The following is an 18,207-nucleotide window of genomic DNA, read 5'->3' on the forward strand; positions in this document are numbered from 1 at the left end:
GGTAAGAATCAGGCGATATCCTCCACTACATTATTTTGTAGTAGATACATCTTATGATACAAACCTTTTTGGTTTAGGAGCTCCTGATGAGTCCCTCGTTCAACTATTTCCCCATGATGCAGTACAAGAATTAGTTCTGCATCCTGTATAGTACTTAAACGATGGGCAATCGCAATAGTCGTCCGTCCTTTTCTCATTTTTTCTAAACTACTTTGAATTGCAACTTCCGTTTCTGTATCAATGTTCGCAGTTGCTTCATCTAGCACTAAAATCTTAGGATTAGTAGCTATCGTACGAGCAAATGCTACGAGTTGTCTTTGTCCGCTTGAAAAAGTAGAGCCTCGTTCCGTTACTTTTTGTTTATAAGCATTCGGTAGTTTCTCTATAAAATTATTTGCCTGTACAAACTCCGCCGCTTCTTGTACTGCCGAATCCGTCATATCGGATGCATGAAGGCGAATATTACTTTCGATATCCCCATAAAACAGGAACGGATCCTGCAGAACGAGCCCAACCTTATCACGCATCTCTGCTGATTTGAAGTCTTTCACAGAATGTCCATCTATTTTAATATCACCTTGCTCGAATTCATAAAAACGCATCAGCAAGTTAATAATCGAACTTTTCCCACTACCGGTATGTCCGACTAAAGCAACTGTTTGACCAGGTTCAGCCGTAAACGAAATATCCTTTAGCACATCTGTTTTTCCATCATAGGAAAAAGTAATATTTTGGAATTCAATTTTCCCTTGTTCGATTTTCGCCGTTTCTACGTTTTGTTGTTTAGGTGCTAAGTCTGTCTCATCCAATAACTTGAAAACCCTGGATGCTGCGACAATTGCCTGTTGAAAAATAGAAAGCCGCTGCATTACTTGATTGATTGGCTCGAAGAACCGATCGATATAGGTAACAAAAGCATATATAACACCGACTTCTACGATATTACTCATAGAGGTAATCCCGAAGTAGCTAAGTACCATAATAATCGCTAAGGCATAGACCAAATCAATGGCTGGACGAAGTAATAAGCTATCCAGTTTAATATTTCGTCTACCAGCTTTCCAGTGTGAATCATTGATTTCGTTAAATTCATCCTGTAGACGATCTTCCTGTCTAAATGCTTGAATCATCGTCATTCCTTGTAAGGACTCAGCTAGCTTGGCATTTAACTGGCTTAATCGTTCTCTAAGATCTTGATAAACTACCGAACTATATTTTCGATAAGTTAGGATAATTATAGCTAATATTGGCAATAGAATCGTCGTAACTAGTGCTAGTTTCACATTTAATATAAACATGGCGATATATACACCAATTACTAAAAAACCACTTTGTACAAATCCAACCAACACACTAACGAACATATCTTTAATAGCTTCAGTATCATTAGTAACGCGGGATACAATACTACCCGCTGGTGTTTTGTCAAAATAGCGCATTCCTAATTTGTGAACTTTTGAAAATACATCAATTCGCATCTGCTGAATAATTTTCAGCGCTAGCTTTTGGAAAGTTAGTAGCTGAAAATAGCTGACAATTACGTTCCCAACTTGTATAAAAATATATCCAAGTGCAAGGCCTACGAGGGGTCCAGTTGGGAAATATCTAGGGGTCAAAAAGTCATCCATATACGTCTTGATCAAATAAGGCCCAAGAATATCACCTGTCACGGTTAGTATTAGTAATAGTAATGCGATGGCTATTACTTTTTTATGTGGTTTCAAGTAGCCCAGCAAACGTTTGAAAACTACCCACTGGTCTTTACCTGTTAGCTGTGGTTGTTTGTCATTCATTATGCTTCACCCCCCTGTTCCACTAATGACTCTAACTGCTGTAGTTGGTACATTTCATAATAGATTCCTTGCAGTTCCATTAACTCTTCATGCGATCCTTTTTCTACAATTGTCCCATCATTCATCACAATGATCTGATGTGCGTGTTGAATTGCACTCAGTCGATGAGAAGTAATAATAGTAGTTTCATCGCTGCGTTTAGCTTTTAATGCTTCTAGAATCGCTTCCTCGGTTTTAGCATCGACTGCCGATAAAGAGTCATCTAAAATGAGTAACTCAGGTTCCATCATCAGTGCGCGCGCAATAGATATACGTTGTTTTTGCCCGCCAGATAATGATACTCCGCGTTCACCAACAATTGTATTATAGCCATTTGTAAAATGTAAAATATCCTCATGAATATAAGCTAATCTTGCAGCTTCCTGCACTTCTTCTATCGTGGCATTTGCATTGGCAAAAGCTATATTACCAGCAACTGTAGTAGAGAATAAGAAATGATCCTGTGGCACATAACCAATCGCTTCACGTAAACTGCGTTTTTTGTATGTATCAATTGAAAAGTCCCCATACAAAATATTCCCTGTATATCCTTCAAATTCTCGCATTAATAGCTTTAATATAGCTGTTTTCCCCGATCCCGTTTTACCGACAATACCGAGTGTCTCGCCTCGTTTAAGTGTAAAGTCTACATTATGTAATGCGCTGCGATCGTCACCTGGAAATTTGAAGTCCTCAATATGGAAATGTATATCTCCTTCGGGCTTTACATTCACTGCATCTGGAATATCATCTATTTCAATCTTTTCGTCCATTAGATTTTTAATACGGTCATAAGATGCGCGTCCTCGCTCCACAATATTGAACAGCCAACCGAACGCAAGCATTGGCCAAACGAGCAAACCAAGATAAGAAGTAAAAGCAAATAAATCCCCAATCGACATTTCATCGGCAAGTATGTATCTAGTACCAAATACTATAGATAAGAAGAAACACATCCCTACGACTAAAGAAATCGTCGGATCAAATAATGCGTCTACTTTTGCGACCCGTATATTTTTGTCTACTACTTCTTCTGATAATCGAACAAAATCCTTCGTATCTTCTTTCTCCTGCCCAAATGTTTTAATGACTTTTACACCAGAAATACTTTCCTGTGATTTGTCATTTAAGTTGGAAAAAGCTTCTTGTGCGTATCGAAACCGTTGATGTAATAGTTTACCATAATAGCTTGTTAGAATAGCCATTAGAGGTAGTGGTAACAATGCTATCAATGTTAGCTTCCAGTTTATCGTAATCGCCATTGCTGCTATTACGAACCCCCCTGTTGCTAGCGAATCTACAAGTGTCAGCACGCCTGCTCCAGCTGTCTGTTGAACTGCTGATAAGTCATTTGTAGCATGGGCCATTAAATCTCCAACACGCTTTTTCTGATAAAAGGATGGAGACATTTTCGTAAAATGACGAAACAAATTTTCTCTTAGCTGTCTTGCTAAATATATGGACGAACCGAAAATCATAATTCGCCAATAATATCGCAAAACATACATCCCAATCGACGCAAGTGCTAAAACAACTAACCATTTCACCAAAAACTCCGTAGTTAGTGTTTTTTGACTGATTTCATCTACTACATACCCTATTATTTTCGGTGGCAGCAGCTGTAGAAATGCAACGAATAGTAACATTAGAATCCCAATCAAATACTGCTTTTTTCTCTGTTTAAAAAACCATCCTAAATCTAAGAATACTTTCACTTTTCTTCCCCCACTATATGTATTAAGACTTTACCATTTTAGCAAATATTAGAACATTCCGATAGATGAATTAAAGAAATAATTCGGTTTCTGAAATATTCTTATTCGGTAACAAAAATTGAACGTTAACAATTTATTCACTTTTCGAAATTTATCGCAAAATATTTAATGTTTTCATTTAAAAACCGTATATAATAGATAAATATATTGAATTCACTAGAATAGGAGAGTTTATATTGAGCCAATCAAACCAACGTGCGTATAATTTCAATGCAGGTCCATCTGCACTTCCAGTAGAAGTGTTAGAAAAGGCACAACAAGAATTAGTCAATTTCCATGGGACAGGCATGTCTATTATGGAAATGAGTCACCGTAGTTCCACGTTTGAAGAAGTACATAATGAAGCAATTTCTCGTTTACGTAAACTTTTTGATATTCCTGACGATTATGAAGTTCTATTCCTCCAAGGTGGAGCAAGTCTTCAATTTACTATGATTCCGATGAACTTCCTACAGCTTGGAAAAAAGGCAAACTATGTAATGACAGGAGTTTGGTCTGAAAAAGCTTATAAAGAAGCTACACTTTTTGGTGAACCTGTTCAAACTGCTAGTACTAAAGAAAATAAATACCGGAATATCCCTTCTTTAGAAGAAATCGATTTCGGGTCAGATGACGCATATGTTCATCTAACATCCAATAATACAATCTATGGTACACAATGGTCGGAGTTCCCTGATACAGGCGAGGTTCCTTTAATCGCAGATATGTCTAGTGATATCATGTCAAAACCTATAGATATTAGTAGATTTGATCTGATTTATGCAGGAGCACAAAAGAACTTAGGCCCGTCTGGAGTAACTGTTGTTATTGCGCGTAGGGATTTTCTTGCAAAAGCCAATAAAGAAATACCAACAATTCTAAAGTACAGCACACATGTAGAAAGTAATTCCTTATATAACACACCACCAACTTTCGGCATTTATATGCTTGGCGAAGTATTAAAATGGATAGAAAAACAAGGCGGATTAGCTGCTATTGCTAAACAAAATGAGGAAAAAGCAAAACTGATTTATGATGTAATTGATAACAGTAATGGCTTCTATACAGGACATGCTTCAAAAGAAAGCCGTTCTCTCATGAACATTACATTCCGCGTAGCAGACGAGGAATTAGAAAAACAATTTTTAACTGAAGCAAAAGATGCAGGATTTGTGGGCTTAAATGGCCATCGTTCTGTAGGTGGTTGCCGTGCTTCCACTTATAACTCGGTTCCACTTGAAACATGTAAAGCTTTACAAGATTTCATGATTGCATTTCAAAATAAACATAAATAACTTTTTAAAACCCAAGGTTAATTTACCTTGGGTTTTATATGAATTACTCTTCTTTTCATTGATGACATTTAAGAGGGATATTTTTAACATAACTACTGAGGTTCTTCGGACGAATCTATAGACTTAAGAACGATAATTTCATTTATATCCTTTATTTCACTTTGTTTACCGCTTAGGGTGTATTAATAATTTCTATTTGAGTAAATCCAGTTTGATGTAACAGACTCGGCTAATGTAAAAAAGAGCTGTATAAACAGCTCACAGTTTGACGACAAAGGTATTTTTATAAACGGTTATGAATAATAATAAATGGGTTTATTCATCCTATTAAAAGTAAGATATTGAATACTCTATTGGAACTGTTTATAAGGCAAGGTCCACCACGAAGACTCCAGTGGGAAAAGCTTGAGCTGAAGACCCCGCAGGAACGTAGTGACGAGGAGGCTGAAGCCAAGCCCACGGAAAGCGAAGTGGTGGGCCTTGCCGAGTTTAATATTCAACTCTATACACCTAAAATTGAGTTTGTCTACAGTCTGAGAGCTGTATAAACAGCTCATTATGTAAAGCACTATATTATTTTCATTTTTCGATCGCCATCCTCAAGTTCGAGATGACTCCTAGTAACAATATTAATGAACAAATCATTTTCTCAAAAGGTGTTCCTAGCAATTGTTGTACAAAACCAACTGACCAGAGTACTACAAAAAGCCAACATATAACGGTAATTCCTCTTTGGTACTTCTTTAATACATTTTTACTTATAAAAAGCGTAAATCCTATTCCAATAATAGAAATAAAAATATTGATTATAGATACTGGTAACTGAGTAGTGAAGGATTCAGAACGTCCGCCATTAATCCATGTTAACGGAATAATTCCGCTCAGAATAAGAAGATGTAGTAAGATAGTCAAAGAGTAAAAAACAATCCCTAGTATTACAGCAGTTTTCAGATTAATTTCCCTCAGTTTTTCTAACGTATAATCATCTCATTTCTTCCCATTTTATAATAGGTTCTAGTTATGTACTTATTCCTATCCTTTTTGAAGTATGACACTTAACGGCTAAAATATTTTCTTGTTAACTTTCCTGCTAAGTAGTGCATTGCTCTTCAAGTTAAACATCTTCGTACACTTCTCCCACTTTAATCAGTAACTTTAAAATATGTTCTAAACAGCTCTTGTCCCTAAAATAGTATATAAAAAAGGAAAGTATCCTGTATAAGACAGAACACTTTCCTAAGATAGCTTACTTTATTTAATTATTAAAGTTAGTGCTCTATCATTTCGTGTGCAATATCATGTCCGTCCAATTCTGACGAGTAGTAAGTTGGCCAATTTGTTACTTCTTCTAGTAGAGCCGTACGGTCGTCACCCCAATATAAATGGAAGTGGTCAGATTCATTCGGACTAATGCTATGATCACTAAATTGAATAAATTGAGGCAGTCCATCACTCTCTCCTACTAATTTAAATATGTATCGGACCCCTCTGTTTCCAGCTTCATATGTTAGTATTTCATATCCATCATTGATATATTGCCCGGAATACTCTGTTTCTCCTTTGTAGAAAGTAACTTTCTCCCCTTGAATTATAATTCGCTCCACATTCGTCTTATAACCTTTGTCATAATATCCCTTAATCTCTTCGGTTGTCTTAGAATCGTCCAGCTCAGCTTTATATTCGAATACTTCGTCAAGTGTACCGTCTTGAAGATAGGGATAAACGGACTGCCAATCGCCTTCCCAATCCGAAAGGGAACGATTACTTACCTGGCTATCATCGAAAAACCCATCGTAAATTTCTGTCTTTTCATCATGTCCATGACTATGTTCATGATCATGGTCATGGTCATGCTCTTGCTCTTGCTCACTAAAATCTGTTTGACTTTCTGCACTGTTTACTTCTTTTTCAGTGGAGGCCCCATCTGGTTCTGAATTCTGACAACCTACCAATATTGAACTTATGACTACTACACTTAACCCTGTTGCTAATGAAATCTTCATCTTTAAATCTCCTTTTCTTAAATCGTAATGATTACTATTTAGAAGTATATACATGTCTTTATTATACGTCAAGTAAAAATTAACATATGGAGAATAGGACAAATGGGTTGGGAGATTAATGTTATCTAACTAAAGCTCAAGTGGTTAAACAATATGTCATTATGTATAATTAGTTCATCAAGAAATGTCGAGAATTCATAAGGTATTTTCAACTGCTATTAATAACAGTTGAAGAGTCTGCGAAATACGAACACTTTCACCGATTTGGAGGAGCAAACGATGAAATCTAAAATTCAGTTCTTATTATCAATGATAATCTTTGGCACAATCGGTGTGTTTGTTCGATACATTGATTTGTCTTCTAGTGAAATTGCTTTACTACGTGGTTTAATCGGCAGTTTGTTTTTAACAACTGTGATGTTCCTGATGAAAAAGAAAATTTCGTGGGCAATAGTTAAAGTAAATGCGCTTATTTTATTACTATCTAGTATTGCTTTGGGTGGAAATTGGATTTTCCTGTTCCAAGCATTCAAGCATACGACTCTTTCTAATGCGACTTTAAGTTATTATTTTGCACCAGTTATTGTTCTAATTGTTTCGCCACTTGTACTCAAGGAAAAATTATCCGTGAAGAAAATAATTTGTATTGCTGTAGCTATGCTCGGTATGTTGTTCATTGTTGGTAATGGTGGTGTGAATACATCTGGATTGAATGACTTAATTGGCATTGGTTATGGTTTAATGGCAGCTGTGTTATATGCTTCTTTAATGTTGCTAAATAAGTTTATTAAAAACATGGATGGGTTAGAAACTACTGTCCTTCAACTGGGAACAGCCACAATACTTCTCATGCCACATGTTTTCTTTACGGAGGGATTTGGAATTTTAGAAGTATCTAGTTCTTCCATTCCTTTTATATTAATCTTAGGGGTTATACACACGGGTATTGGATTCTTGTTATTCTTCTCGGGTATGCAAAAACTAAAAGGACAAAGCATCGCTGCACTAAGCTATGCAGATCCAATCACCTCATTAGTAATATCTGCGCTTATCTTGCAAGAGCAAATGACTTTTGTGCAAATACTTGGTGGTGCATTACTTTTAGGTGCAACATTTGTTAGTGAAAATAATTCTATTAATCTCCTAAACAGATTAAAAACAACAACTAAATGATTTAACAAAACAGTAGGAATATGAGATTTCTACTGTTTTATCATTTAAAACTAAGATACTACGTATATAAATTGTATTTCTATTCGTATCTTAGCCATACTAATGTATCCTTACTAAAATGGAGAATAGATGTATGAATAAGTTACAATATGTTTTAGCCGTTTGTGCTTTCGTTGTATTTTGTGTTTTATGGATAACTTATGAAACACCATTCATCCAAGCTTTTGATGAGGTTGCTTTTAATACGTTATATGGCAACAGTTTTATTGCAATATTTCATTATTTAGGTGAAACCAAGTTTATTTTTGCGATTATGATACTTGTTCTAATTCTCCTTTGGATTCGAAAACAAGACTACAGGTTAATGGTTTTTGTCCTACTATCCATCGGGGTGGGATATGGTTTATATCAATTTTTAAAACGAATTATTGAACGTCCTCGACCTGAAATTGTAGATCAGTTTTCTACTTTTAGTTTTCCATCTGGACATGCTTTTCATGGGTTAGTTTATTTATTCACAATCTCTTATCTAATTACGCTACATTTTAATTCGAAGAAAATATCGCTAATCCTTTGGATTTCAGCCATTATATTAGCAGTGCTCATTGGATTTTCTCGAATAACAGAAGGACGTCACTTTGCTTCGGATATTGTAGCCGGGTGGCTGCTTGGCTATAGTTGGTTCATCCTTTGCGTATGGTGGTTAAACAGAGAACATCGGAATTTAAGCGATCAAACAAAAAGACTTAAGTCCACTAGAACTTAAGTCTTTTTGGTATTCCTATAAAATGTTCATTAGCTAGTCTTCTTCGGCGTAAACCAAGTAATGATAAACCCTATTATAGAAATTACAAACATATAGAAATACGTGTTACTTGCCGCATTAATATAAGCAGTATTAGACTCTAACGAGACATTCACTAATTGAATCGTATAGATTGTCATTATAACAGCTGTCCCTATTGCTCCCGCGAGCTGGCGAACCGTATTATTAATAGCTGATCCGTGAGAAGCTAATTCTTTTGGTAAGGCATTTAAAGCAGCGGTATTTAACGGCATTGTGATAAATGCTAAACCAATACGCAATAAAATTGTACGAACTAAAATATATATTGTGGTTGTTTCGGGTGATAAATCAATAACCACAAGCATCGATATCGCGATTAATCCTGTTCCTAAGATAAACAAAGGTTTTGCCCCAAATTTATCGAATAACTTCCCAGTTACTGGAGAAAGTATGGCATTAATAATTGCCCCAGGTAATAATAACAATCCTGCAGCGAGTGCAGTAAACCCCCGTCCGTCCTGCAAATAAATCGGCAGCAATATTAAATCAGCATACATTAAAATGGTAATAACAATATTCACAACTGTCGTCATCGTAAACACTTTAAATTTAAAAACACTTAGATTCAATAGAGGCTCCGCAGACTTTATCTGTCGGTAACAGAACAAGATTGTTACGAGCAAACCTCCAACAATGGAAGTAAGGACGACTAAATCATCCCATCCTCGGCTACCAGCACTACTAAAGCCAAAAAGAACAAATCCAAACCCTAAAGTGGAATATATCACACTTACTATGTCGAGTTTTGCTTTGGACGTTTCCACAACATTCACTAAATATTTACTTGCTAGAATGATGATTACTGCTACAAATGGAATCATCATGATAAATAACCATCGCCATGATAAATATTCTAAAATAACCCCTGCTAAAGTTGGTGCAATTGCTGGTGCAAAAATAATGGCAAAACCAATCTTGCCCATAACCGCGCCACGTTTTTCCGCTGGGTATAAGTATACAATTACAGTCATCATTAATGGAATGATAATTCCTGCACCTACTGCTTGAATCATTCTACCTGTTAATAGTACGCCGAAATTATTGGCACATGCTGCAACAATAGAGCCAATCAGTAAGAATAACAAAGAACTAATAAATAACTGACGAGTTGAAAATCGTTTCATTAAGTATGCTGTAATGGGCACTAACATCCCGTTTACAAGCATAAAGCCAGTTGCTAGCCATTGAATCGTCGAGGTATTTACATTAAAAACAATCATTAAATCACTAAGTGCAACATTTAATAGTGTTTGATTTAAGGTAGAAAAGAATGTTCCTGTAATCATAATGATAAGTAGTATTTTTTTGGTAGTACTTGAGATTTCGTTTGGCATATAAAATTCCTTCCCATATAATAAATATTATCGACAAAGTGTCTATGAAATATATTAGCAAAAACAAATTAACATCCGTATACATTCAGATCATTTCTGTCGATTAGTAGATAATTTTATACGAAAAAGGACCGATTCATATGACTTATAAAGAAGATCCTCGTGCTATACGTACACAGGAAATGCTCAAAGAAGCCCTCTTAACACTATTACAAGAAGGTCATTCTCTACACCAAATTTCGATTCAAAAATTGACACAGCGGGCAAACTTGAACCGGACCACCTTCTATTTACATTATCAGAATATTAATGAGCTAAAAGAACATTTAACAAACGACATTTTCCAAGTACTAACAGACAAAATTGAGTATTTAACTTCCACCTTTGACCGAAATCGACAACAGCATTTACTTCAGTTATTAGATTATCTTCTGGAACAAAGAAATCATATATTGGCTTTAGTACAGTTTGAACAAATAGAGAAACACTTACTTTTACTGATGAAAGATTTAATAGTTGTTAGAAGGAGTAATTCTAAGAGTATAGGTAGAAAAGTCTTTGTAGATCCAGATGTCAAAACTGCTTCTATTGTAGGTATCATTATGTGGTGGTTAAAAGATGGCCTACATTTAGATTCAACCTATATTGCCGAGCAAATTAATCTTATGTATCGCTCCTAGTTCACTACAAAAATATGCCAACACATCAATTATTCAATGTGTTGGCATTAATTATTTTTCAATTATTGAACTGTCATATTATCAAATGGAATTGATTCTCCATTTACTAGAACATCTATCATTTCGTGTTCTGGACCTGTTGTTACATAATACGTATTTTGCTTTATGACTTCATCTTTTAGATTGGTTTCATTAAACATAATATTTAACTTATCTCCTTGTGTTTCTAAATATGCTTCTACCTCTCCAGTTGAATGAAATATAATATAATAACCTTTTTCCCCATCATTAATTGATTGAAGCCTTAAACTGGAATTCACATATTCTTGTAAATCTTTAGGAACATTTTCAATTTCTTTAATACTCATTGTGGAAGAATTACATGCTGATAAAATGAAAAGCATTAAAATTCCTAAAACAACTATTTTCTTTAACATTACTACCTCTCCCTATTAATTGGTTCCTATTTAATGTAGTCAATTAAAGTCCAGTGATATGTATGGATAAACCCTTTGTCTTTTTATTTTTTACTGACATCTCTAACCGGATCTATATTTTAATACTTGATGCAATATAAAATTTCCTCTTTTTCCTCTTCCCATTAATCATCCGTGTTATTTATATTTGCATAACTACATAGTTCGATCAAAGTCCCATCAGTTGATGCTGGATTTATATATATGAGTCTTCTTCCACGGATGTTCGTACGTAGTGTGTCCTCTAAAAAACGGACTCCCTTTTTTCTAGCGTCGAGTATGGCTTTGTCCAAATCGTTCACTCGATAAGCGATATGATGTACACCTTTTCCTCGTTGCTTTATAAATCGAGCCATTGGCGAGTTCTTGTTGGTCGGCGCAAGTAATTCAATCATTTTATCACTAGTTCTGACAACTGCGACATGGACTTCTACTCCAGGGGCATCACTCGTATATTGGTCCTCCAGTGTTCCATTTAACACATTCAGGTAAAAGGGAAGTGCATCATCAATACTTCTAACTGCAATTCCGACATGGTCTAAAACATGTTCCAATTTAGTTCCTCCTTGATTTTAGTTTTTAATGGCACGATAAATCCTTTTGATCGTTTCCATATGCAGGGCCTCATGATAGAAACTGAATAGAAAAGTTTCTCCAAGCGTATGAAATGTAATTCCAGCTTTGTTAGTGAAAGGCTCAGGCAATCTATTCTGTAGTTTTCCGGGTAAGTAATCTTCTATTCGTTGTTTTTGTGCAATTAGTTCCTCCGAAATATGTGCTAGAGATGGTGGAGTTCCAATCCAATCAGCGGGTTTCGTACCCGCACTAAAAAATACTTCATATGCTTCCGGAAGATTCATCTTTTCGCTAGAAACACCAAATACAAGCTTTTCCTGTATGTATGCAATATGACCAAAGTTCCAACGAATATTATTCGTAAATCCTGGTGCAATAATATCTGCCAGTTCCTCGGGTATTTGTAGGATAGATTTTTCTGTTATTCCCCTTACTACTTGCATATGCTGAAAAATTGTTTGTTCCAATATTAATCCCCCTCTTTTCTTTTAACACTCCTGCTCTTAAATGTATTCTCTTTGACCACACTAAATCCCTTCCCTTTCTCCTATTAAAAGAGATTCCTCAAGTTTTTTAGAACTCTTTATTGTATTATGTATTCTTTTTTCCTGTTTTCTTCTATGTAATGGTTGTGAAGCGTTTGGCTAATCGCTAACTTACATCATTCTAGGGGGAAAATAAAATGACGATTTATCTAAAGGAATATCAAACTTTTGAAAGTGTTACTGAAATGGATGGACATATTAGATCGCATCTAACGGAGCATTATTACAAGTTGAATGATACGGATCGTACAGTGTTATCCTTCCTTGCACAATATGCTTGTAAGTATCCTGGTGCTGCTCATTTAAAAGTAAAAACAGTTACACAAGTGATTAATAAATCGGATTCAACGGTTCGAAGATCGTTACGTAAGTTAGAAAGTCTTCGTATTATTGAAAGAATCTCTACCATTCGACGTGTAGCAAAAGGTTATGGCGCTAATATTTTAGTCATTTTGCCTTACGTTGACCAATCGGAAATGATCAGTCGTGAGGTATCTCAAACTCTATTAATATCAAGCACTGAAGGGCATTTTACGGAGAAAGAAACCGATTATTCTTTAAGCCCTAAAAAAGAATTATTACATAATACGTATTCTAAAGATACTGCGGATAATTCTTTACATAAAAACTCAAATACATTCTACCAACAGTTTAAATCAACTATTTTCTCGATGCTTGGAAAAGACCAAAGGACAGTAAGTCAATTGTATGGTGTCTACAGAAGCTTAACTCACCGTGTCATTAATTGCTTCCCTCAGTACAAAGATTTCTATGAAAACGTTGGATACCAGGCACTATCAATCTCCTTACATGCTACTAAAAAGAAGAAAATTCATAATCTTGCAGGTTATTACGCAGGTATTTTTGAAAAGATTTGCCAACGAGACTTATTTGAATTCTATGAGGAATTGGAGGAATGATCTCTTGTGAAGCAAATGAAGTTACTGTTTACCACTTTAACATTGGTTTTTAATAGACATTGTTTATTACCTGTCTTATTTCTGTTTTTTTCCTTTAGGAAGGGTTGAATTTGAAATTAAAAACAGCGAGTTTGCAAACGATTTATCGTTCACTTACTCGCTGTGAAATAGCTCTGAGGACTTTACAGTGCTTTTAAAATTACTCAAACAGATTCTATTCTATTTAAGAGGGCATTCCCATAATTGCTTTAGGCTCCAGGAATTCTTCAATTCCATAATCTCCCCATTCGCGACCAATGCCGGATTGCTTAAAGCCACCAAATGGCGCCGATATGTCTGATTTACTATTATTGATTCTTATTTGTCCTGCTCGAATATTTAAAGCCACTTTTTTCAGTTCTTCTTTATCATTTCCGAATACGTAACCAGCAAGGCCATATACGGTATCGTTGGCGATTTTAATAGCTTCGTCAATATTCTTATACGTAATAACGGACATAACGGGGCCAAAAATTTCATCCTGCGCAATTGTCATATCATTTTGCACATTCGTGAAAACAGTTATTTTGGAAAAGAAACCTCTCTCCATTCCATCGGGTTTGCCAGGTCCCCCGATAGCGATAGTGGCTCCCTCTTCCTGTCCTTTTTGGATATAGGATTGAACGGTTTCCCATTGTTCTTTGGAAACCTGCGGCCCCATAAATGTACTTTCTTCCTGTGGATCGCCAACAGGAAACTCCGTTACTAATTCCTTCATTGCTTCTATAAAATCGTCATGCATTTCATCTTGTACTATCACTCGTGTTGCTGCGGAGCATACCTGTCCCGTATTTGTAGCAATTTGAGTTAATGCGGTTTTTGCTGCTTCTTTTACATCAGCATCCTTTAAAATGACTAATGGAGATTTCCCTCCAAGTTCCAATGATACATTTTTAATACCATCTGCAGCATTTTTCATCAAACTACTTCCGACTTCTCCCGAGCCAGTAAAAGATACCAAATCGACATCCGGATGAGAGGAAATTGCCTCCCCTACTATTGAACCGGAACCATTCACTAGGTTAAATACTCCTTTAGGAACACCAACTTTATCAAAAATCTCCGCTAGAATAATAGATGCAAAGGGAGCTTTAGATGCAGGCTTCACTACTAAGGTGCTCCCTGCTGCCAATGCACTAGCGAGTTTTGTAGAAATTTGATTGGTTGGGAAATTCCATGGGGTGATCAGTCCAGCTACACCAATCGCTTCCTTTTGAATATAAGAATTTTCTCTTTCCTCTATGAATTCGAAGGTTTTCAACTCTTCTGCAGCCTGCCTAAAATGTTGAAGGCCCATTTGATAATGGATTTTCTCTGATTTGGTGATTGGAGCACCAAGTTCTTCGGTTATTATTTTTATCAAATCATCTTTCCGATTTTCGTATTCGTTTGCAATATCCTCTAAAAGTTTTATCCGGTCATCCACTGATGTTTTTGAAAAGGTTGGAAACGCGTCTTTTGCAGCCTCCACAGCTCGATCTACGTCATCTTTCGTGCCGCTGCTAATCTTACCAATTACTTTCTCTGTCGCAGGGTTTACTACTTCAATTGTTTCTGAACCAGTAGAGTCCACCCATTCCCCATTGATGTATTGTTTTGTATGATTAAGCATAATAAAACTCCTTTATAAAATTGACTTATTTTATTTGTTCCCTTTTTGGCTGTTCGTAAACAAGTGGATAACAAGGATGGGGGTTACTTCTTTGGTGGAGCAGTAATTCCTATAATAAAAAATGACTCCCGAGTTGAAGTCGGAAGTCATTTTAAAGGTTTACTTATTGTGCGGTATATCCGCCATCCACTGTTAGAACATTTCCAGTCATAAAGGAAGAATCATCTGAAGCCAAGAATAGTACTGCTTTAGCCATTTCTTCTGACTGCCCTAGACGCTGCATTGGGGTCATCGTTTTTAAGACTTCTTTGCTTTCTTCCGGAATAATCGGTGTATCGATGAAACCAGGTGCCAGTGCATTTACACGAATATTTTTGGTTGCATATTCTAATGCCAGTGAGCGAGTTAAGTTAATAACTCCGCCTTTTGCCGCATTATAAGCAGCAGATCCAGGAGAACCTACCCACCCATACATAGATGCAGTGTTGACAATTGTGCCACCACCAGATTTAAGCATTTCACGAATTGCTTCACGCGCAACTAAGAATACGCCGTCTAAATCGACATTCACTGTATTCCGCCATTCTGCATACTCTAACTCTTCTGTAGGAGTAACGCGACCAATTCCAGCATTATTGAAAACTATATCTACTTTACCAAAAGCGGCGATGGTTTCTTTATATATATTTTGAACTTCTTCTTCACTTGTAATATTTGCTTTAACAAATAGTGCATCGGCATTTTGAGCTTTTAGCTCTGCTTCAAACGCTTTGCCTTTTTCTACATTTAAATCTACTAACACAACTTTTGCGCCTTCTTCAACAAAAAGTCTTGCTGTTGCAGCACCAATTCCCGATGCACCACCTGTGATAATAGCTACTTTTCCTTGTAATTTCATTAGAAAATCTCTCCCTATCTAAATAAAATTTAAATATCTAAACTTTATATCTTGAATTGAAGATATTTATATTCTAAATATAGTCTTCTTACTTCCTAAAGTCAAAGTATTAAACTACCTAAGTTTCACTTTTTATGTCCACCGAGTAATCCTGCACGTTTTCTTGCAGTTCCTGCTTCTGTATATGAAACTGCACGTAAAACGGAAGTAGAACCGTATTTACTACGTAAGGCATCCATTGTTTTTCCAAGCTTCCGTTCCTTCCATTTACTTTCTTCGAACAAGCTTAGTTGCATGGAGTATTCTGGTTCTAAATTGGTAATCGAGATGGATAATTTTCGAACAGGACGGCGATCATAAAATTCATCAAAAATTTGCTCACATACTTTATAAATCGTCATGGTGGCATTTGTCGGTTCATCAATAGAACGGGAACGATTAAATCCACCGCCAAATTCCTCTTTACTATACCCAACAGATAGATGTATGGTTCTCCCAACCATTTCCGCTTCACGTGCTCGTCTAGCTACGTCCTCACACATTTCCAAAACGACTGCCATCACTTCTTTTTTACTACGATAATCTCTAAATAATATTTGTCCCTTACCATAACTAATCTGCCCTTCAGCAAGAGGTGCTCCGAGCTCGGATAGATCTACTCCCCAAGCATGATAATACAGTTGGTTGCCCATTACACCAAACTTTTCCTCGAGTAAGGATAATGGGGTATTCGCCAATTGACCCACTTTAAAAATCCCCATATTGTTTAATGTTTTTTGAAGACGTGATCCTATCCCCCACATTTCAGTTAAAGGTGTTACTGGCCACAACTTTTCCTGAATATCTTCATATGCCCATTTAGCAAAGCCACTTTTTTTCGCCTCCAGGTCGAGTGCCAACTTAGCCATAAGCATGTTTGGTCCCATACCCACTGCACATGGCAACTGAAATTGAGCATATAATTCGTCTTGTATACGTTTTATCGTGTTTTCAATAGGTCCCCAAAGCTTTTCTGTTCCGCCAAGATCTACAAAACACTCATCGACACTATACACATGAATGGACTCATGTGGGACAAACTGATGTAAATAGCGTGTAATTTCCATCGATACTCGAACGAAAAACTCCATTTTAGGTTCAATAAGATGTATGGAAGGGTGATCTGGTATTTCAAACAAGCGAGTTCCAGTCTTCACACCAAACTGTTTTTTCATAGGTGGAGATGCAGCAAGCACGATACTTCCTTTTTGCTCCAAATTTCCGATGACTGCAATCGGTGTAGTCGTAACATCCAGGCCAGCATCTGCTGCTGCACAGCTCGCAAAAAAACTTCGTATATCAATACATATAATTTTCCGGTTTTTTAGTCCTTCATACATAATATTCACCACTCTCTTTCGGAACGTATGTTCTTTATAGTATATTACAAACAAACGTTCTTATTCAATGGTAAAAAATTGGGTAGATAGGCAAAAAAACGTTGTATTATTCGCATTCTCCTTTTATTTCTCCTCGTTTAGCTCATTGATTTTTTGAATGGCATCACTGACAGTCTGAACTCCGATAACTTCTATTGGAAGATTTAATGATTCCACTACTTCATTGGCTTCTTCCAAATTTCCAAGAGGGAGAATTATATACGGGAGATTTATTTTATTTGCACTTAGAACTTTTTCTTTTACTTGACCAATTTCTATTACTTCCCCAGTTTTACTGATAGCACCTGTCACACCAATTGTTTTTGCATTTTTAACTTCCTCTTGTTCTATTAGACTGGATAATACGAGAGCCAAACCCGCACTGTTCCCATTTACATTATTTCTAGATAAAAATTCATCAATTGCTATATTACCTGTACTTAAATACGCATTTACATTCATGGACATCTGATGAACATAATCTACTTCTAAATTGATACCAATCAATTGAATAAGTGCTATAGTTTTATTCGCATAGCGATGGATATTAGTAACTTGGTTTATATCAAAAATCATGGAGTGACTGTTAAGCTCTAAAAAATCTTGTTCTTCTAAGCCTTCCTCCAGTAGTACCTCGATCGTATTTACACCCAACACGTAGATTCCAGAGCTTTTTACTAGTTCTTCTGGTGGATGATAAGATGATACGACATACCGGTTCCCTTCCATTGAAATCAGTGGTACTTCATATATCAATAAAAGAAACGAAGCGATAAAGGAAAATAGGAAGATATGTTTTAACATG

General features: G+C 36.1%; 17 protein-coding genes. 5 read left to right on the forward strand and 12 right to left on the reverse strand.

The features are described from left to right. Nucleotides 1-8 precede the first annotated feature (8 nt). Nucleotides 9-1,793, reverse strand: a complete 1,785-nt coding sequence (locus MHI40_RS08825; RefSeq protein ID WP_340762315.1) for an ABC transporter ATP-binding protein — start codon at nucleotides 1,791-1,793, stop codon at nucleotides 9-11. Further along, nucleotides 1,793-3,547, reverse strand: a complete 1,755-nt coding sequence (locus MHI40_RS08830; protein ID WP_340762316.1) for an ABC transporter ATP-binding protein — start codon at nucleotides 3,545-3,547, stop codon at nucleotides 1,793-1,795. The genes MHI40_RS08825 and MHI40_RS08830 overlap by 1 nt, the downstream gene beginning before the upstream one ends. 236 nt (nucleotides 3,548-3,783) lie before the next feature. On the opposite strand from MHI40_RS08830, the gene serC reads away from it, so the two are divergent. Further along, entirely contained in the window at nucleotides 3,784-4,881 is a 1,098-nt protein-coding gene (serC, locus tag MHI40_RS08835) for a 3-phosphoserine/phosphohydroxythreonine transaminase (RefSeq protein ID WP_340762317.1), read from the forward strand. A gap of 579 nt (nucleotides 4,882-5,460) precedes the next feature. Here the strand turns inward: serC and MHI40_RS08840 are convergent. Both MHI40_RS08840 and MHI40_RS08845 read right to left on the reverse strand, forming a co-directional pair. Beyond that, entirely contained in the window at nucleotides 5,461-5,793 is a 333-nt protein-coding gene (locus tag MHI40_RS08840) for a hypothetical protein (RefSeq protein WP_093534131.1), read from the reverse strand. Between the two features lie 356 nt (nucleotides 5,794-6,149). Beyond that, the gene (locus MHI40_RS08845; RefSeq protein WP_340762318.1) at nucleotides 6,150-6,884 is read right to left on the reverse strand and encodes a ZinT family metal-binding protein; all 735 of its coding nucleotides are present in this window, start codon (nucleotides 6,882-6,884) and stop codon (nucleotides 6,150-6,152) included. A gap of 279 nt (nucleotides 6,885-7,163) precedes the next feature. On the opposite strand from MHI40_RS08845, the gene MHI40_RS08850 reads away from it, so the two are divergent. Further along, nucleotides 7,164-8,057, forward strand: a complete 894-nt coding sequence (locus MHI40_RS08850) for a DMT family transporter (RefSeq protein WP_340762319.1) — start codon at nucleotides 7,164-7,166, stop codon at nucleotides 8,055-8,057. Between the two features lie 133 nt (nucleotides 8,058-8,190). Continuing rightward, nucleotides 8,191-8,823, forward strand: coding sequence for a phosphatase PAP2 family protein (locus MHI40_RS08855; RefSeq protein WP_340762320.1), 633 nt, complete (start codon nucleotides 8,191-8,193; stop codon nucleotides 8,821-8,823). Nucleotides 8,824-8,852: 29 nt separating this feature from the next. Here MHI40_RS08855 and MHI40_RS08860 read toward each other — a convergent pair whose 3' ends face one another. Next, complete coding sequence (locus tag MHI40_RS08860) at nucleotides 8,853-10,238, reverse strand: DHA2 family efflux MFS transporter permease subunit (protein ID WP_340762321.1); 1,386 nt, start codon at nucleotides 10,236-10,238, stop codon at nucleotides 8,853-8,855. 140 nt (nucleotides 10,239-10,378) lie between these two features. On the opposite strand from MHI40_RS08860, the gene MHI40_RS08865 reads away from it, so the two are divergent. Continuing rightward, entirely contained in the window at nucleotides 10,379-10,918 is a 540-nt protein-coding gene (locus MHI40_RS08865) for a TetR/AcrR family transcriptional regulator C-terminal domain-containing protein (protein WP_340762322.1), read from the forward strand. Nucleotides 10,919-10,980: 62 nt separating this feature from the next. Here the strand turns inward: MHI40_RS08865 and MHI40_RS08870 are convergent, their stop codons facing one another. From MHI40_RS08870 to MHI40_RS08880, 3 genes are all read right to left on the reverse strand, one after another. Beyond that, nucleotides 10,981-11,355: a hypothetical protein gene (locus tag MHI40_RS08870; RefSeq protein ID WP_093534117.1), complete on the reverse strand. Its 375-nt coding sequence runs from the start codon at nucleotides 11,353-11,355 to the stop codon at nucleotides 10,981-10,983. A 164-nt stretch (nucleotides 11,356-11,519) separates the two neighbouring features. Continuing rightward, on the reverse strand, nucleotides 11,520-11,948 hold the full coding sequence (locus MHI40_RS08875) for a VOC family protein (RefSeq protein WP_340762323.1): 429 nt from the start codon (nucleotides 11,946-11,948) through the stop codon (nucleotides 11,520-11,522). Between the two features lie 18 nt (nucleotides 11,949-11,966). After that, nucleotides 11,967-12,437 (reverse strand): DinB family protein, encoded by a 471-nt coding sequence (locus MHI40_RS08880; protein WP_340762324.1) that lies wholly within the window; start codon nucleotides 12,435-12,437, stop codon nucleotides 11,967-11,969. A 215-nt stretch (nucleotides 12,438-12,652) separates the two neighbouring features. On the opposite strand from MHI40_RS08880, the gene MHI40_RS08885 reads away from it, so the two are divergent. Beyond that, nucleotides 12,653-13,435, forward strand: a complete 783-nt coding sequence (locus tag MHI40_RS08885; RefSeq protein ID WP_340762325.1) for a helix-turn-helix domain-containing protein — start codon at nucleotides 12,653-12,655, stop codon at nucleotides 13,433-13,435. A gap of 223 nt (nucleotides 13,436-13,658) precedes the next feature. Here MHI40_RS08885 and MHI40_RS08890 read toward each other — a convergent pair whose 3' ends face one another. From MHI40_RS08890 to MHI40_RS08905, 4 genes are all read right to left on the reverse strand, one after another. Then, nucleotides 13,659-15,086, reverse strand: a complete 1,428-nt coding sequence (locus tag MHI40_RS08890; protein ID WP_340762326.1) for an aldehyde dehydrogenase family protein — start codon at nucleotides 15,084-15,086, stop codon at nucleotides 13,659-13,661. A gap of 163 nt (nucleotides 15,087-15,249) precedes the next feature. Next, entirely contained in the window at nucleotides 15,250-15,984 is a 735-nt protein-coding gene (locus tag MHI40_RS08895; RefSeq protein ID WP_340762327.1) for an SDR family NAD(P)-dependent oxidoreductase, read from the reverse strand. A 125-nt stretch (nucleotides 15,985-16,109) separates the two neighbouring features. Beyond that, entirely contained in the window at nucleotides 16,110-17,363 is a 1,254-nt protein-coding gene (locus MHI40_RS08900; RefSeq protein ID WP_340762328.1) for a Y-family DNA polymerase, read from the reverse strand. Nucleotides 17,364-17,486: 123 nt separating this feature from the next. After that, complete coding sequence (locus tag MHI40_RS08905; protein ID WP_340762329.1) at nucleotides 17,487-18,206, reverse strand: S16 family serine protease; 720 nt, start codon at nucleotides 18,204-18,206, stop codon at nucleotides 17,487-17,489. Nucleotide 18,207 lies beyond the last annotated feature (1 nt).

The sequence above is a fragment of the Psychrobacillus sp. FSL H8-0510 genome (assembly GCF_038008345.1).
Lineage (GTDB): Bacteria > Bacillota > Bacilli > Bacillales_A > Planococcaceae > Psychrobacillus > Psychrobacillus psychrotolerans.

Coding starts and splice junctions, on each gene's coding strand:
- MHI40_RS08825 (WP_340762315.1), bottom strand. CDS start 1,793: ATGAATGACAAACAACCACAGCTAACAGGTAAAGACCAGTGGGTAGTT.
- MHI40_RS08845 (WP_340762318.1), bottom strand. CDS start 6,884: ATGAAGATTTCATTAGCAACAGGGTTAAGTGTAGTAGTCATAAGTTCA.
- MHI40_RS08850 (WP_340762319.1), top strand. CDS start 7,164: ATGAAATCTAAAATTCAGTTCTTATTATCAATGATAATCTTTGGCACA.
- MHI40_RS08855 (WP_340762320.1), top strand. CDS start 8,191: ATGAATAAGTTACAATATGTTTTAGCCGTTTGTGCTTTCGTTGTATTT.
- MHI40_RS08860 (WP_340762321.1), bottom strand. CDS start 10,238: ATGCCAAACGAAATCTCAAGTACTACCAAAAAAATACTACTTATCATT.
- MHI40_RS08865 (WP_340762322.1), top strand. CDS start 10,379: ATGACTTATAAAGAAGATCCTCGTGCTATACGTACACAGGAAATGCTC.
- MHI40_RS08870 (WP_093534117.1), bottom strand. CDS start 11,355: ATGTTAAAGAAAATAGTTGTTTTAGGAATTTTAATGCTTTTCATTTTA.
- MHI40_RS08885 (WP_340762325.1), top strand. CDS start 12,653: ATGACGATTTATCTAAAGGAATATCAAACTTTTGAAAGTGTTACTGAA.
- MHI40_RS08890 (WP_340762326.1), bottom strand. CDS start 15,086: ATGCTTAATCATACAAAACAATACATCAATGGGGAATGGGTGGACTCT.
- MHI40_RS08895 (WP_340762327.1), bottom strand. CDS start 15,984: ATGAAATTACAAGGAAAAGTAGCTATTATCACAGGTGGTGCATCGGGA.
- MHI40_RS08900 (WP_340762328.1), bottom strand. CDS start 17,363: ATGTATGAAGGACTAAAAAACCGGAAAATTATATGTATTGATATACGA.
- MHI40_RS08905 (WP_340762329.1), bottom strand. CDS start 18,206: ATGTTAAAACATATCTTCCTATTTTCCTTTATCGCTTCGTTTCTTTTA.